The organism is Sphingomonas sp. (assembly GCF_031361285.1).
In the GTDB taxonomy this organism is placed as follows: domain Bacteria; phylum Pseudomonadota; class Alphaproteobacteria; order Sphingomonadales; family Sphingomonadaceae; genus Sphingomicrobium.
Map to the genome: position 1 here is coordinate 1 of NZ_JANMCO010000006.1, position 14641 is coordinate 14641.

The 14641-nt window shown below is 64.0% G+C and carries 19 protein-coding genes; 10 read left to right on the forward strand and 9 right to left on the reverse strand.

Going from position 1 to position 14641, the window contains the following annotated elements:
* Nucleotides 1-56 precede the first annotated feature (56 nt).
* Together rph and rdgB are read left to right on the forward strand one after the other, a co-directional pair.
* Nucleotides 57-773, forward strand: a complete 717-nt coding sequence (gene rph / locus RMO25_RS00130) for a ribonuclease PH (protein WP_309660573.1) — start codon at nucleotides 57-59, stop codon at nucleotides 771-773.
* Nucleotides 770-1378, forward strand: coding sequence for an RdgB/HAM1 family non-canonical purine NTP pyrophosphatase (gene rdgB, locus RMO25_RS00135; RefSeq protein ID WP_309660574.1), 609 nt, complete (start codon nucleotides 770-772; stop codon nucleotides 1376-1378). Before rph ends, rdgB begins: the two co-directional genes overlap by 4 nt.
* On the opposite strand, the gene RMO25_RS00140 is transcribed toward rdgB, so the two are convergent.
* Entirely contained in the window at nucleotides 1358-1915 is a 558-nt protein-coding gene (locus tag RMO25_RS00140; RefSeq protein WP_309660575.1) for a CAP domain-containing protein, read from the reverse strand. The two genes, rdgB and RMO25_RS00140, sit on opposite strands and share 21 nt — an antisense overlap.
* Before the next feature lie 88 nt (nucleotides 1916-2003).
* Here RMO25_RS00140 and hemW point away from each other — a divergent pair, with 88 nt between their 5' ends.
* Nucleotides 2004-3185: a radical SAM family heme chaperone HemW gene (gene hemW / locus RMO25_RS00145; protein ID WP_309660576.1), complete on the forward strand. Its 1182-nt coding sequence runs from the start codon at nucleotides 2004-2006 to the stop codon at nucleotides 3183-3185.
* Nucleotides 3186-3189: 4 nt separating this feature from the next.
* On the opposite strand, the gene RMO25_RS00150 is transcribed toward hemW, so the two are convergent.
* On the reverse strand, nucleotides 3190-3501 hold the full coding sequence (locus RMO25_RS00150) for a hypothetical protein (RefSeq protein ID WP_309660577.1): 312 nt from the start codon (nucleotides 3499-3501) through the stop codon (nucleotides 3190-3192).
* A 158-nt stretch (nucleotides 3502-3659) separates the two neighbouring features.
* On the opposite strand from RMO25_RS00150, the gene rsmI reads away from it, so the two are divergent.
* From rsmI to RMO25_RS00170, 4 genes are read left to right on the forward strand one after another with little or no spacing between them, the layout of a single operon-like run.
* The gene (rsmI, locus tag RMO25_RS00155) at nucleotides 3660-4496 is read left to right on the forward strand and encodes a 16S rRNA (cytidine(1402)-2'-O)-methyltransferase (protein WP_309660578.1); all 837 of its coding nucleotides are present in this window, start codon (nucleotides 3660-3662) and stop codon (nucleotides 4494-4496) included.
* Nucleotides 4493-4843, forward strand: a complete 351-nt coding sequence (locus tag RMO25_RS00160) for a YraN family protein (protein ID WP_309660579.1) — start codon at nucleotides 4493-4495, stop codon at nucleotides 4841-4843. Before rsmI ends, RMO25_RS00160 begins: the two co-directional genes overlap by 4 nt.
* A 32-nt stretch (nucleotides 4844-4875) precedes the next feature.
* Complete coding sequence (gene gshB / locus RMO25_RS00165; protein ID WP_309660580.1) at nucleotides 4876-5838, forward strand: glutathione synthase; 963 nt, start codon at nucleotides 4876-4878, stop codon at nucleotides 5836-5838.
* A gap of 4 nt (nucleotides 5839-5842) precedes the next feature.
* Nucleotides 5843-6454 (forward strand): DedA family protein, encoded by a 612-nt coding sequence (locus RMO25_RS00170; protein ID WP_309660581.1) that lies wholly within the window; start codon nucleotides 5843-5845, stop codon nucleotides 6452-6454.
* Between the two features lie 175 nt (nucleotides 6455-6629).
* Here RMO25_RS00170 and RMO25_RS00175 read toward each other — a convergent pair whose 3' ends face one another.
* The 3 genes from RMO25_RS00175 to fsa form a co-directional block, all read right to left on the reverse strand.
* On the reverse strand, nucleotides 6630-7574 hold the full coding sequence (locus RMO25_RS00175) for a tyrosine-type recombinase/integrase (protein ID WP_309660582.1): 945 nt from the start codon (nucleotides 7572-7574) through the stop codon (nucleotides 6630-6632).
* A complete protein-coding gene (locus tag RMO25_RS00180) occupies nucleotides 7541-8119 on the reverse strand; it encodes a DUF484 family protein (protein WP_309660583.1) in 579 nt (192 codons plus the stop codon). Before RMO25_RS00180 ends, RMO25_RS00175 begins: the two co-directional genes overlap by 34 nt.
* Nucleotides 8120-8221: 102 nt before the next feature.
* On the reverse strand, nucleotides 8222-8875 hold the full coding sequence (gene fsa / locus RMO25_RS00185; RefSeq protein ID WP_309660584.1) for a fructose-6-phosphate aldolase: 654 nt from the start codon (nucleotides 8873-8875) through the stop codon (nucleotides 8222-8224).
* Between the two features lie 86 nt (nucleotides 8876-8961).
* Here fsa and RMO25_RS00190 point away from each other — a divergent pair, with 86 nt between their 5' ends.
* Complete coding sequence (locus RMO25_RS00190; RefSeq protein ID WP_309660585.1) at nucleotides 8962-9729, forward strand: enoyl-CoA hydratase; 768 nt, start codon at nucleotides 8962-8964, stop codon at nucleotides 9727-9729.
* Here the strand turns inward: RMO25_RS00190 and RMO25_RS00195 are convergent.
* Genes RMO25_RS00195 through RMO25_RS00205 form a run of 3 tightly spaced genes read right to left on the reverse strand, consistent with a single transcriptional unit; the run spans nucleotide 9726 to nucleotide 11955 of the window.
* Nucleotides 9726-10148, reverse strand: coding sequence for a pilus assembly protein (locus RMO25_RS00195; protein WP_309660586.1), 423 nt, complete (start codon nucleotides 10146-10148; stop codon nucleotides 9726-9728). The two genes, RMO25_RS00190 and RMO25_RS00195, sit on opposite strands and share 4 nt — an antisense overlap.
* Nucleotides 10145-10678 carry a TadE/TadG family type IV pilus assembly protein gene (locus RMO25_RS00200; protein ID WP_309660587.1) on the reverse strand — a complete coding sequence of 178 codons (534 nt, stop codon included), beginning with the start codon at nucleotides 10676-10678 and terminating at the stop codon, nucleotides 10145-10147. Before RMO25_RS00200 ends, RMO25_RS00195 begins: the two co-directional genes overlap by 4 nt.
* Nucleotides 10675-11955: a Tad domain-containing protein gene (locus tag RMO25_RS00205; protein WP_309660588.1), complete on the reverse strand. Its 1281-nt coding sequence runs from the start codon at nucleotides 11953-11955 to the stop codon at nucleotides 10675-10677. Before RMO25_RS00205 ends, RMO25_RS00200 begins: the two co-directional genes overlap by 4 nt.
* A gap of 227 nt (nucleotides 11956-12182) precedes the next feature.
* On the opposite strand from RMO25_RS00205, the gene RMO25_RS00210 reads away from it, so the two are divergent.
* Together RMO25_RS00210 and RMO25_RS00215 are read left to right on the forward strand one after the other, a co-directional pair.
* The gene (locus tag RMO25_RS00210) at nucleotides 12183-13388 is read left to right on the forward strand and encodes a toxic anion resistance protein (RefSeq protein ID WP_309660589.1); all 1206 of its coding nucleotides are present in this window, start codon (nucleotides 12183-12185) and stop codon (nucleotides 13386-13388) included.
* A 9-nt stretch (nucleotides 13389-13397) separates the two neighbouring features.
* On the forward strand, nucleotides 13398-14123 hold the full coding sequence (locus RMO25_RS00215) for a hypothetical protein (RefSeq protein ID WP_309660590.1): 726 nt from the start codon (nucleotides 13398-13400) through the stop codon (nucleotides 14121-14123).
* A gap of 23 nt (nucleotides 14124-14146) precedes the next feature.
* On the opposite strand, the gene RMO25_RS00220 is transcribed toward RMO25_RS00215, so the two are convergent.
* Nucleotides 14147-14641: TPR end-of-group domain-containing protein (locus RMO25_RS00220; protein ID WP_309660591.1), on the reverse strand; the 495-nt coding region annotated here is incomplete at its 5' end.

Sequence of the window (14641 nt, forward strand, 5' to 3'; positions counted from 1 at the left end):
TGGCCGCGCGGTCTAGTGACCAGCCGCAACCCGTCTTTCACCTGAGGAGTCCTTGAATGCGCCCCAGCGGCCGCACCCCCGACCAAATGCGCGAACTGCGTTTCGAGCCCGGTTTCACCCGCCATGCCGAAGGCTCGTGCCTGGTCAGCTTCGGCGACACGCGGGTGCTGGTCACCGCTTCGGTCGAGGAAAAAGTGCCGCCGTTCCTGCGCGGCAAGGGCCAGGGCTGGGTGACCGCCGAATATGGCATGTTGCCGCGCGCCACCCACACCCGCGGCAATCGCGAGGCGGCGCGGGGCAAGCAATCGGGCCGCACGCAAGAGATCCAGCGTTTGATCGGCCGATCCTTGCGCGCCGTGGTTGACTTGAAAGCGCTTGGCGAGCGCCAGATCATCGTCGACTGCGACGTCATCCAGGCCGATGGCGGCACCCGTACCGCGGCCATCTCCGGCGCCTGGGTCGCGCTCCGCATCGCGGTCGACAAATTGCTCGCCGCCAAGACCGTCGCCGCCGACCCGATTCAGACCCAGGTCGCGGCGGTCAGCTGCGGTATCCACAATGGCGGCGCGGTCCTCGACCTCGACTATATCGAGGATTCGACCGCCGGCAGCGACGGCAATTTCGTCCTCACCGCCGACGGCGCGATCGTCGAAGCGCAGCTCACCGCTGAAGGGGAGACGTTCGACGAGGAAGGGCTGCTCAGGCTGCTTCGCCTCGCCCGCATCGGCTGCGCGCAGATTTTCGACGCGCAATTGCGCGCGGTCGGACGATGAGGCCAATCGGCGACAAACTGGTCATCGCCACCCACAACCCCGGCAAATTGCGCGAGATCGCCGCGCTAATCGAACCGCTGGGCATCGCCTGCGTCAGCGCCGAAGAGTTCGGCCTCCCCGAACCCGAGGAAATCGGCAACAGTTTCGTCGACAATGCCGACTTAAAAGCGCGCGAGGCGGCCGATTTGTCGGGCCTGCCGGCGCTGGCCGACGACAGCGGCTTGTCGGTCGATGCCCTCCATGGCCTGCCCGGCATCTTCTCGGCGCGCTGGGCCGAGGACGAGGACGGAAAGCGCGATTTCCACCGTGCCATGGAGCGCGTCTGGCGCGAAGTCGAGGCCGCCGGACCCGATGCCGGCTACGACGCGCATTTCACCTGTGCGCTCTCGCTGGCGTGGCCCAACAACGGCCAGACCGAAGCGTTCGAAGGCCGGGTCGACGGTACCCTGGTCTGGCCGCCGCGCGGCGACCAGGGCTTCGGCTACGATCCGATGTTCGTGCCCATCGGCCACGATCAAAGCTTTGGCGAGATGGCGCCCGACGCCAAGCACCAGCTGAGCCATCGCGCCCGGGCGTTCGAGAAACTAGTCGCGGCCCTGCGCTAGCTGAAAGCCGTCCTTGTTGCCGGTCGGCGAATAACGGCAGACGAAATAGTCGGTGGTCGCGCTCGACGCGAGCGCGCAGCCGACACTGGTCGTCGTTGGCCAGACGATCTGCGTATAATGGGCGACGTCGTGCCATTCGCCGGTCCGGCTGTTGTCCGGGAACACGCCAGGGCGAAAGTTCTGCGCTTCCGCGATCATGACACCAATCATCACGTCGTAGGAAAACAGGCCGCGCTGGCCGCGCCACAGATTTTCACCGGCAACCTTGCGCCGCCCCGGGGTCTGGTCATGCGTGTATTGGCCGGTGCTCGCCATGAATTGTGCATGGCCCAGCGCCTGGGCGGCGAGATCGTCGCTCCACGCCATCGGCGCGACACCAAACCGGCCGCGCGCCTGATTCTGCGCGTTGAGCACCGTCTGGCGCAACAAAGTTTCGCCGCGGTTCGCCGGAGCCGGCCAGTTGGGACTGGGCAACGCCGCGGCGGACACCGGGGCCGCCGACGCAATCAGCCAAGCAAGGGCGAAAGCGCGCTTCATAAGCGGCACGTTTGCGCCAATAGCGGTTAACAAGCTGGCGGTTCAGCTTGGTAAACGGCCGAGCAACGGAATAAGGACCGCGCGCACCATGGCGTCCTTCGCACTCCCGCAACAGCAGCAGCTGAACGTCGCCACGGCGCCAGAGCCGCTGGCGCTTTATGTCCATTGGCCGTTCTGCGTGTCGAAATGCCCCTATTGCGACTTCAACAGCCATGTCCGCAGCGCCATCGACCAGGATGCCTGGCGCGAGGCGCTGCTCGCCGATCTCGACCATGAAGCGCGGCTCCTGCCCGGCCGCCGTCTGACTTCGATCTTCTTCGGTGGCGGCACACCGTCGCTGATGGAGCCCGGTACGGTCGCGGCATTGATCGCAGCCGCACGCGAGCAATGGCCGGTGGCGGACGATCTCGAGATCACGCTCGAGGCCAATCCCAATTCGGTCGAGGCGGCGCGCTTCGCCGATCTCGCCGCCGCCGGTGTCAACCGCCTTTCGCTCGGCTTACAGAGCTTTGACGATGCCAGTCTGGCGTTTCTCGGCCGCGCCCATTCGGCCCGCGAGGGCCTTGAAGCGCTGGGAATCGCCCAAAACCACTTCACGCGCGTCAGCTTTGATCTCATTTACGCGCTGCCCGGCGATAGCGAAGCAACTTGGGCAACCATGCTCGACCGCGCGCTGGCACTCGGCACCGGTCACCTGTCGTTGTACCAACTGACCATCGAGCCCGGCACGCGCTTCGCCGCGCAAGAAGCGGCGGGCCAACTCGAACCGCTCGACAGCGACCGAGCGGCGGCCCTCTACGAGTTGACCGCGGAACGCACCACGGCCGCCGGTTTGCCCCCCTACGAAATCAGCAACCATGCCCGGCCCGGCGAAGAGAGCCGCCATAATCTCGCTTACTGGCGTTACGCCGATTACGCTGGCGTCGGCCCCGGCGCGCATGGCCGCCGCCTCGGCCAGCGCACGGTCCGCCACCGCAAGCCCGAGAATTTCCTGTCGGCCATCGCGCGCAATGGCCACGGCATTGCCGAAGAAGAAGCGCTGACCGCCATCCAGGCGGCGGACGAGGCGCTGGTCATGGGCTTGCGGCTGGCCGAGGGAATCGACACCGCGGCCTTGGCGGCCCGCTTCGCGATGGCGGAAATCGTCGACTGGCCGGCGATCGATCGGTTGACCGGCAGCGGCCATATAACGCGCAATGGATCCCGCATCGCCGCCACCCCGGCGGGACGCCTGGTGCTCAACCGGCTGCTGGCCGAGATCGCCGCGTAGGCCGCTACTTGGGCTTGGCTCCGCCCGCTTCGACCTGGTATTTATAGCGCTCGCCGGTCTCGGTGTAATAATCGCTGATCTGGGATTCGGCGTCGGACGTGGCTTGCTTGCGCGGCACCTTGTTCTTGACGTCGAACGACACCAGCACGTCGACAAATTTTGAGCTCACCGGCGCACAATGGGCGCGCGCATAAGCGTCGAATCCGTCGAGCGCGACCTTCTCCGTCTTACCCTTTTCGACGACGTCGCGAAGGCAGGCGGTAAAGGCCTTGCGCGAAGAATCTGCCGCCGCCGACTGCATGGCGGCCAGGTACACGGCTGAGGCAAACAACAACGAAATCATCGCAACACTCCCCCAGGACAGACGATGACTGGCGCGACGATGACTTGATTTTGCCCGCTTTGAAAGACCCAAAGTTGAAATTCGCCCAACGCGCTTGCCGCGCCGCCGAAGATGGTGCGATGACCCAAACGATGACTTCGCCCCTTCCCGCCGGCCTCTATCTGGTCGCGACTCCGATCGGCAATCTCGGCGACTTGTCGCCGCGCGCCGCCGAAACGCTGCGCGGCGCAACCCGCATCTTCGCCGAGGACAAACGGGTCAGCGCCAAGCTGCTCGCTTACGCCGGCGCCGAGGCGCCAATGTCGACCTACCACGACCATTCGAGCGCGGCCGAGCGCGCCGCAATTGTCGCCCGCCTCGGCGACGAAGCGATTGCCCTCATCAGTGATGCCGGAACGCCGCTGATTTCGGACCCGGGCTATAAATTGGTCCGCGCCGCGCGTGCGGCCGGGCATGCCGTGCACACGGTCCCCGGCCCTTGTGCCGCCATCGCCGCGCTGACTCTCGCCGGCTTGCCGACCGACCGCTTCCTGTTTTTGGGTTTCCTCCCGCCCAAGGCCAAGGCGCGCGGCGACGCCATCGCCGAGGTTGCCGGCGTCCGCGCCACGCTCGTCTGTTACGAAAGCGGACCGCGATTGGCTGGCACGCTGGCGGCGCTCGCCGCTTTGCTTGGCTCGCGCGACGGCGCAATCGTGCGCGAGATTAGCAAATTGCACGAGGAATGCGTGACTGGCACCTTGGCCGAGCTTGCCGAGCGCTATGCCGCGGCTGCGCCCAAGGGCGAAATCGTTATCGTCGTCGGTCCACCGCTCGCCATCGCGGCGGTCAGCGAAGCGGATCTCGATTCGGCCCTCGACGAAGCGCTCGCCCGCCTGTCGCCGTCGCGCGCCGCGGCTGAAGTCGCCGAGCGATTGAACGTGCCGAAAAAGCGCGCTTACGCCCGAGCGCTGGAGCGCTCCGCCAAGTGAGTCGCCATGCCGCCGAAAAGCGTGGCCGCGGCGCCGAGACCCTCGCCGCCTGGTGGCTTCGTTTGCACGGCTGGCGGATCCTCGCCCGGCGCGCGCGCGTCCCCGGCGGCGAAGTCGATATCGTTGCCCGTCGCGGCCACACGCTGGCGTTCGTCGAAGTCAAAGCGCGGGCGACCGAAGACGCGGCAGCTTTCTCGCTCGACGCCTATCGCTTGCGCCGGGTCACGGTCGCCGCTGAACGCCTTGCCCAGCGCTTCCTGCGCGACGGCGATGACATGCGCATCGACGCCATTTTCATCGTCCCACGCCGCTTGCCGCGTCATCTCGCCAACATCTGGCAAGGGTGACAAAGTTCGGTCGCTCGCCTAGTCGCCCGACCATGTCGCTCCGCGCCGCCTTTCAGATGGACCCGCTCGAGGGCATCAACATCGCCGGCGATTCGACCTTTGCGCTGATGCTCAAGGCGCAGGAGCTCGGTCACCGGCTCTACCACTACCTCGCGGACGCGCTCACTTACGCCGACGGCCGCTTGTACGCCGGGGCGCACGAGGTCAGCGTGCAGCCCGTGCTGGGGGATCATTTCCGCCTCGGAGAGTTCGCGATCCTCGATCTCGGCACCGACGTCGATGTCGTGCTGATGCGGCAGGATCCGCCGTTCGACCTTGGCTACATCACCGCCACCCATTTGCTCGAGCGAATCCAAGGTGAGTCGCTGGTGGTCAATGATCCCGCCGCGGTCCGTAATGCGCCCGAGAAGCTGTGGGTGCTGGATTTTGCGCAATATATGCCGCCGACGGCCTTGACCCGCTCGCTGGGGTTTGCCCGCAAGTTCCTGGCTGAGCATGGCGAGGCAGTCCTCAAGCCGCTGCACGGCAATGCCGGCAAAGCGGTGTTCAAGATTGGCCGCGACGACGCCAACCTTGCGCCCCTTATGGAGCTATTCAACGCCACCTATCGCGAACCCCACGTGCTGCAGGCTTTCGTCCCGGAAGTAGCTGATGGCGACAAACGGATCGTGCTGGTCGACGGGGAAATCGCCGGCGCGATCAATCGCCGCCCGGGCGCCGGAGAAATTCGCTCCAACCTGGCCGCCGGTGGCACCGCCGAAGCCGCCGACCTCACGCCGATCGAACGCGAAATTTGCGCTGCGCTCGGTCCCGAGCTCAAGCGTCGCGGGCTGCTGTTCGTCGGCATCGACGTGATCGGCGGCAAGTGGCTGACCGAGATCAACGTCACCTCGCCGACCGGCATTGTCGCCATTGACAAGTTCAACGGCTCCGACACGCCCGCCCTCATCTGGCAGGCGATCGAGCGGCGCCTCAACGCGCCCAAGAACGCCTGAGCCGATGAGCGACTGGGTCGTCCGCCTGATCGAGCAATCGGGCTATCTCGGGGTCGGGTTCTTGATGTTCCTCGAGACCATCTTTCCGCCGATCCCGTCCGAGGTGATCATGCCGGTGGCCGGAGTCGCCGCGGCCCAGGGCAAGCTCGGCTTCATCCCCGTGGTCCTCTCCGGCACCGCCGGCGCAATGCTCGGCAATACCGTCTGGTACCTCGCCGCCCGGGCGCTCGGCGTCGATCGCCTGCGGCCGGTGATCAACCGCTATGGCCGCTGGCTGACGATCAGCTGGCCTGAAGTCGAACGCGCCCAGCGTTGGTTCGCGCTGCACGGCATGGCGTTCGTACTACTCGGCCGCCTGGTGCCGACCGTCCGCTCGCTCGTCTCGGTGCCCGCCGGGCTGCTGAAGTTGCGCTTCCGCACCTTCTTCATCGCCTCGCTCATCGGCACCGCCATCTGGACGGCCTTTCTCGCCGGCGCCGGCTACAAGCTCCAGGAGAATGTTGCCGAGGTGGGGAAAATGATCGGCCCAGCGTCGAACGGCGTGCTGATTGCCCTTCTCGCCATCTACTTTTGGCGACTGTGGACCCACCGCCATCAAAAACACTCGGAAGAATGATCCAGTCTGGATCAGGAAAGTTCACACTTCCGGCATTATGGGAACTAAGTCTATCACCAAATCGGTTGTTCGGTAGATTGTCGATCGCGATCCACATACTCTGATGGAGTCGCGGCGACGCGCCGGTTACATTCCTCCCCTTGGCCGGTTCCGCCGCGGCGAGTAGAAAGCAATTTCAAGCCCGCGGATGCGCGTGTCGATAAACGTCGAGCAACCGCGCGGCATCAACCGCGGTGTAGATCTGCGTTGACGACAGGCTGGCATGGCCGAGCAACTCCTGCAGTGCACGCAGATCCGCACCGCGCGCCAGTAAATGGGTCGCGAAACTGTGGCGAAGCGCGTGCGGTGTCAGGCTGTCGGGCAGGCCGAGACGGGTGCGCGCCGCACGCACCGCCCGCCGTACCAGATCGCCATTCAATGGCCCGCCGCGTGCACCGACGAACAGCGGCACATCGCCTTTGAGTGGAAACGGGCACTGTCGAACATAATCTTCGATCGCTTGGGCCACCGCCGGCACGACCGGCACCACTCGCGATTTAGACCGTTTGCCGATGACCCGGATCGAGGGGCCAACGGGCAATGCCCGCGCCGTCAGCGACAAGGCTTCGGCAACCCGCAATCCCGCGCCATAGAGCAGCAACAGGATCGCCAGGTCGCGCGCGCCGATCCATTCGGCCGAGGCCCCGGCCGCCGCATCGTGGGCCAGTCCCATCGCGTCTTCGGGCGAGGCCGGGCGCGGCAGGGTTCGCGGCCGCTTGGGCGCACGGGTGCGCGGCAATTGCGCTACCTGCCCTTCCTGATCGGCGGCATAATTGAGGTAGGCGCGCACCGCCGAAAGCTCGCGCGCCGCCGAAGACGCCCCCAGCCCGCTGCCACGCCGGTCGGCGAGGAAAGCGCGCAAATCCGTCGCGTTCAGTGCCAGCAGTGCAAAGCGCCCGATCTGCTCACCGCGATAACGGCCGAGGAAGTCGACAAAACGATGCGCGGTGGCGACATAGGCGCGCACCGTGTGCGGCGATCGCCGGCGGTCATATTGAAGATAGGCGCCCCAACGCGCCGCCAATTCCCGCGCGGGATGGCGATCAGCTAGGTCGTCGGACGGGGAGGATCGATCAGCCACCGGCGGATCATAGCGCCAAGACTGCGGCCAAGGAACATCAGCAATTCCGAACCGTGGCGGGCATCGAGACTCTGGGTCGTGCGCTGGCCAAGCGCGATCAGTCCGGTCGGATACGGCGGCTCGCAATCGATCCGGATCAGCGCTTCGGCGCGGATCAAGTCGCACGCCGGGCCGAACAGGGGATGGCCACGCTCGACGGTCCGCATTTCGACGCCATCGACCTGCTCAATCGCGCGCTGGAGGATTTGCGGCTCAACCATCTGGACGCCGTTGCCGTCGGCTCGAAATCCCACGTCGCCAACGATCAACGCCAGCGCCACCGCGTCAATGCCGAGGATCAACGGCCATTCCTGGGTGACGACGTGGAGCAACGCTTCGATGCTGTCGGCTTCGAGTGACGCGATCACTGCCCCATGGATCGCCGACACTGCACCGGAATGGCCGCGGGCGAAGGCGATCAAATCCTGATTGGCTTCCTCGATGACGCCGAGCCGCTCGCGCAAATGCGCGACCGCCCGCTCCTCGAACTGGATCACCCGTCCCATCGTGGCCCGAGTGTAACTCGACCACGGTTAATTTCCTACTGACGGTCCTCGCTGAATAAGCCGAGGACAAAAACATTCTCCGACAAGTGAACGGCGCGAGCGCTAGCCGATCTTCTGCCCGGTCGCTTGCCAATCCTTGAGGAAGTTGGCGATCCCGACGTCGGTCAGTGGATGCTTGAACAGTTGCTGGATAATTTTGGGCGGCGCGGTGATCACGTCGGCGCCGATCTTGGCCGCTTCGATGACGTGGATCGGGTGGCGCACGCTGGCGACCAGGATCTGCGTCGCGAAGTCGTAATTGTCGTAGATCATGCGGACGTCGCCGATCAGCTGCATGCCGTCGAAGCCGACATCGTCCAGCCGCCCGACGAACGGCGAAATGAAACTCGCCCCAGCCTTGGCCGCGAGCAGCGCCTGGCCGGCCGAGAAGCACAAGGTGACGTTGACCATCGTCCCGTCGCCGGTCAGCGCCTTGCACGCCTTCAGTCCGTCGGGCGTCAACGGCACCTTGACCGCGATGTTCTTGGCGACCTTGCGCAGCACTTCGGCTTCGCGCATCATCGTCGCATAATCGAGCGCTACCACCTCGGCCGAAATCGGCCCTGGGCAGATTTTTACAATCTCCTTGAGCACTTCGATGAAATCGCGGCCGGATTTTTGCACCAGCGACGGGTTGGTGGTTACGCCATCCAGCAGGCCAAGGTCGGCAAGTTCGCGAATTTCGGCAATTTCGGCGGTGTCGGCGAAGAATTTCATGTTGTGCGCGGCCCCAATCGGTTGTTTTGCCGGGCCATAGCCGGTGCGTTGAGGACAGTCATCCGATTCGGGGCAAGGAGTTCGAAATGAGCGAACATGTGCGGATCGAAAGCGGCGGCGGCGTGCTGGCCATCACTTTGGCGCGGCCCGAACGGCGCAACGCGATTACCGTCGCCATGTATGCCGCGCTGGCCGACGCGATCGAGCAGGCGCAGGCCGATCCGTCGCTGCGGCTGATCACGCTCGGCGGCGAGGGAGAAGATTTCACCGCCGGCAATGACCTTGCCGACTTCATGGCCGCGATGCCCCGCGACGGTGAGGAGATCGCCGTCTGGCGGCTGCTTCGCGCGCTTGCGGTCAACGAGTTGCCGCTAGTCGCCGCGGTGCACGGCAATGCCATCGGCATCGGGACTACGCTGTTGCTCCATTGCGACCTGGTGCTGGCGGAGGAAGGGACGCGATTTTCGCTGCCATTCGTCGACCTGGGGCTGGTCCCCGAAGCCGCTAGTTCCTTGTTGCTGCCCCGTCTCGCCGGCCGCCGCGTCGGCGCGCGCTATTTGCTGCTGGCCGAGCCGTTTGGGCCAGAGGAGGCACGGGAATGGGGACTGGTTAGCCACCTGGTGCCGAAAGGAGCGCTCAACCAGGCATTGGCCGACACCGTGGCAGCGCTACTGGCCAAGCCAGCTGCGGCGTTGCGGATGACGCAAAAGCTGCTTCGGCATGGCAATCGCGACGAGATCCTGGAGCGGTTCGAGATGGAGAACGGCCACTTCGCCGAGCGGCTTCAGTCGGCCGAGGTCAAGGAAGCTATCACCGCATTCTTCGAAAAGCGGAAGCCCAATTTCACCGGTTAAGCGCCGGCGACCCAAACCCGCTTGGCGCGGCTAACGCTGATGGTCGGCCCCGGAAACAACAGCAAGTCGGTGGGCTGCGTGTATGTGACTTTGAGGTCATAATATTTGGCCGTGCCGGAGGTGCCGCTGACCGGATCGACAACCGCGAACGTACCCGGACCGATACCATAAACACTGTTGGTGATTAGCGTCTTGACTTGGGTGGCGGTCGGCGTGGTGCACCCGCTAGTCGTTGGGTTCAGGCACAGGGTCGCGTAGCGGGCGCCTTGCCCCAGCCCCTGCTGGATTCCGGCCATGGCACGATAAACCTGGGCGAGCTGAACAAATGCCCAGATCATGACGATCATCACCGGCAAGGCGAAGGCCATCTCGAGCGCGGCCGCGCCGCTCTCGTTGCGAAGGACGTGACGGTGTTTCACTGCATCCTCATGCCGGCGGTTGCCGAAAGATGGTAGGTGCCGTCGCTGCTATTGTAGCCCCCGAAGTGGATCGGGAACAGCGGAGCGTATTTATCGGTCACGGCGACCGAGATATAGCGCGCTGTGCTCACCGTTCCCGAGCCACAGACATAGGCATCGAAAGCGGTGGAATCAGTGCTGGTTTGACTCGCGATCGTGCCCGCGCCGTTCTTGCACTCGAGCCGGTAAGTCACCGTAACGTTGCTCGCCGTAATCGGACTGGTTTTACATACCCCGGCGCTCGTTGTTCCGTTGACCTGGCAGATGACCTCATTCGATAGAGTCGCCTCGACCGTGGTATCGTCGGTCGTCTGCAAGATCTTTTCAATCGCGCGTTGCGCTCCCTGTTCGAGCGCCAGCTTGCGGCTGAAGGCGTTGCTCATGTCGATGACACCAACCATCATTGTCGCGAGCACGGGCGCGATCATTGCGAGCTCGACGACGGCTGCACCGCGGGCATCGTTGACTAGTGTGCGGAGGCGCCGCCTCATGCGACCAACCTGATCATGCGTACCGTATTGTTCTGGGGCAGACCTTCGGTGACACACTGGCTCAAGCCCTTGAAATTGCTATTGCCCGTAAAGACAATTCGGCGCGCGACGACCATCGTGCAGGTCGCGGTCCCGGCCCCGCCGCCATTGTACCAAAGCTCCTGGCTGGGAAAGTACAAGGCACCGGTGATTAGCGAGGCTGAGCCGCCGTTCAGCTTGTTGCATCCGCTGCAGTCGACGGCGCGACGGTCCTGATAGATGGAGATTCCCTTGTACGTCCCGCTGGTCGGGGCGGTAATGTTGTTAGCGGCCTGAGCATTGGACGACACCGTCCCGATGGTGGCGTTCGCTGCAACGCTCTTGTTGGTCAGCACAATCGTGCAGCCAGTGCAGTTGAAAGTGCCTTGGAAGTTCACGCTGCCGCCATTGATGTAAATCGGCCCGAAATTGGCCGGCACGTTGAGCGTCTTGTTCGATCCGACCGACAGCGATGCAAAACAATTCGTGCCCGCCGGCAAGGTAGCAAAGTTGGTGGTATTGGTCAGAGCGCTGGCCGAGCAGGTCATCGCATTGGGATCCGGGGTTATGCTCGCAAGAGGATCGGCGAGCGGCGGCGAATAAGGCCGGTACGCGGTCACATGGAAGTTGTTGGACTGTTGGATGCCGCCGACCGCCGCGATGGCCAGGGCAGTGACGTCCGAGCTGCCGCCCGCGCTGGCAGAATTGGTCGAGGGCGAATTCGAATGCATCACGCAGCTGGGCATATAGATTGTCGTGTTGCCGGAATTGATAATGCCTGTCTTCGCCGCGTTCGTCTCAAGCGCTTCGACGCAGGCGTCGCCGCCCGCCGGAATAGCCGCGGCAGTCGCAGTGGCGGTAATCGTCGGTGGCGTGCTCATAAAGAATGAGCTGAACGACAGCCGCCGCTGTATGGCGACCGTCACCGCGACCTGATTGGTCTTAACCCCGGAGTTGGCCGGAAAGGTGGTCACCGGATAGCCGGTTTTTAAGCCATAATAGCTGTGCAGGTTGAGCGAGAGGTCGCGAGTTACCGCCGCCGAAGCCGTCGACGTCGACCCGCTGGTTGCTTCACGGTCGTAAACGCCAGCGACGGCGGCGGAATCAGCGGCTCGCTGGAGCTGGCGCTTCCACAGCGTCCACTGGATCGTATCGGTCGCGAGACCGGCGCCGCCGATGATCAGCGGCATCGCGGCGGCCACAATGACCAGCACGTTGCCGCGACGGTCGCCCCACAGGCTCTTGATGAATGCAATCATTGAATAGACCTCGGGCAGATGGTGCGCATTGAGGTGCCTGTAGCGGCAACACGGTGAGCGAACCGTTCAAGCAAATGGTTAATCCGATTTCACCGAAGTCCTATGATGGAACACTTGCGATTGGCTGTGTTGTACTTATAATACAGCTGAAGCCCCTTGCGCGGCGCGGGTCATCTGTTCACCTCATCCCGCAAAGCTCATAAGGCGGCAGTGAGAGGAATATGACAATGGCCAGCCAACCCGCGAATGAAACCGCAACCGCGACCAAGCTCAAGCTGGACCCGCCGGAAGCCCTGCAGCCGATGACCACGGCCGAGGCGTCCGGCCTGGTGCCCCTGAAGACCGAGGAAGTCAGCGAGCTCGACCGCAAGGTCGCCCAGTTCGTCGACGAACTAGCGGCGCTCGACAGCAACAGCCCCGAATTCGGCAAGAAGGTCGATGCCTTGACCGCGATGGGCCGCAAAGAGATCGCCGAAGCCGCCGGCGCCTCCAACCGCTTCCTCGACCGGCCGGTCAAAGCGATCGACAAGGATAGTGGAATCGGCGCTGATCTCACCGAACTCCGCCGCACCGTCGAAGCGCTCGACCCCAAGGAAGCGACCAAGACCCGCAAGTTTCTCGGCATCATCCCGTTTGGCAATCGGGTCGACCGCTACTTCGACAAATACCGCAGTTCGCAGACGCATATCTCGAAGATCCTCAGCAGCCTTGGCAACGGCAAGGACGAGTTGTTGATGGACAATGCCGCCATCGACACCGAGCGCTCCGGCCTGTGGAAGACGATGCACAAGCTCGAGCAGATGATCCACATTTCCAAGACCCTCGACAAGCAGCTTGAGGACAAGGCCAATGAGCTTGACGCGACCGAGCCGGCCAAGGCCAAGGCGATTCGCGAAAGCGCTTTATTCTATACCCGCCAGCGGACCACCGACCTGCTGACCCAAATGGCGGTCACGGTGCAGGGCTATCTCGCGCTCGATCTGGTCAAGAAGAACAATGTCGAGTTGGTCAAAGGCGTCGACCGGGCGTCGACCACCACCGTTTCGGCGCTGCGCACCGCGGTCACCGTCGCCCAGGCGATGACCAACCAGCGCCTGGTGCTCGAACAAATCAGCGCACTCAACACGACCACCGCCAATATGATCGATTCGACCGGCGAAATGCTGCGCACGCAGTCGGGCGCGATCCACGAGCAGGCGGCGTCATCGACGATCCCCCTCGAGACGCTGCAGCGGGCATTCCAGAATATCTACGAGACGATGGACCAGATCGACCGGTTCAAATTGGAAGCCCTAAGCAACATGAAGCAGACCGTCGCGACGCTGGGCACCGAGGTCGAGAAGTCGAGGGGCTATATCGCCCGGGCGGAAGGCGTATCGCAGGGCAAGCTGGCCGGCCCAGCGTCGCCATTCACCCCCATCGAGAGCAAATAGCGCGAGCAAATGAACACCGACCGTTATAACGAGGTCATTGCCCGCGCCGACCGCGTCATGCGCCGCATCGACGAGCGCGACGGCCCCGCGCAAGCCGCCGCCCGCCGCGAACGCCGACGGCTGAACGCTGACCTTGGCGGCAGGCTCAAGCGGATCGGCATCGGCATTGGCCTGGTCAGCATCGCCGCCATTGTTGTTGGATTGATCATGCCGATCGGCATGTTCGGATTCCTCGCCGCCGTCGGCCTCGCCATCGGTATCGCCGCGATGGTCGCGTTCCTGCCGTCGCAAGCGCGCACCGCTACGGCGCCGGCCCCCGACCTTCCCAATGGCGCGATGGTGCAGCGCTTCGATTCTTATATCTACCGCAGCCGCGCCGCTTTGCCCGCCCCGGCCCAGTCCGAGCTCGACGCGATCAGCGCCGCTTTGCCGTCGCTCAAGCAAACCCTCGAACGGGTCGACGCGCTCGACCACAACGCGCAGGATGCGCGACGATTGATGTCGGTGCATTTGCCGGGCCTGATCGACCGCTATCGCCAGGTCCCGCAAGCCTTCCGCGACGAGCGCGACGGCGACGATATCAGCGTCGATGAGCGGCTGGTCGAGGGCCTTGCCGCCGGCCGCGCCGCGCTCGGCGAAATTACCGAGAAGCTCGCGCGCGCGGACGTCAATGCGTTCGAAACCCAGGGTCGCTTTATCCAGTCGCGCTACGGCGAGGAGCGCATCGACGGCTAAGCCGGAAGCTCGGTAGCGAGTGGTTAGGCCGCGAGTCCGAGCCTCTGCTTGGCAGCCGCGAGCATTTTCTTGAACCGCGGATCCTCCCTCAAGAGATCGAGGTCGGGATCGACTTCGGCGTGCCGGATGTGCGTTGCGCTCACTGTCGTCGCGAAATAAGGCTCCAGCACTTCAATCGCGCGATCTGGATCGTCGAGCTGGCTCGTAAGTGCGCAAGCGTGATTATAGCGCATGATGATATTGTCAGGGTCCAACAGAAGCGCGCGTTCAATCCAGTCCCGGGCCCTCTGATCCTCGCCAACGATTGCGAGCGCGGAGGCTCCAGCGGCGAGTACAGCGGTGTTTGACGGGTCTTTAGCGATCGCTTTTTCCGTGCGCTCCGAGGCCATCCGCGCGACGCGGAGCAGCTGATCCGGAGCGCCGATCCCCTGATAGCAGGTGATGAGCATGGAAGGGTTATGCCAATCCGAATCCATCAGCGCCGCCGCCTTTTCAAAGTAAGGAATCGAATCGGCAAT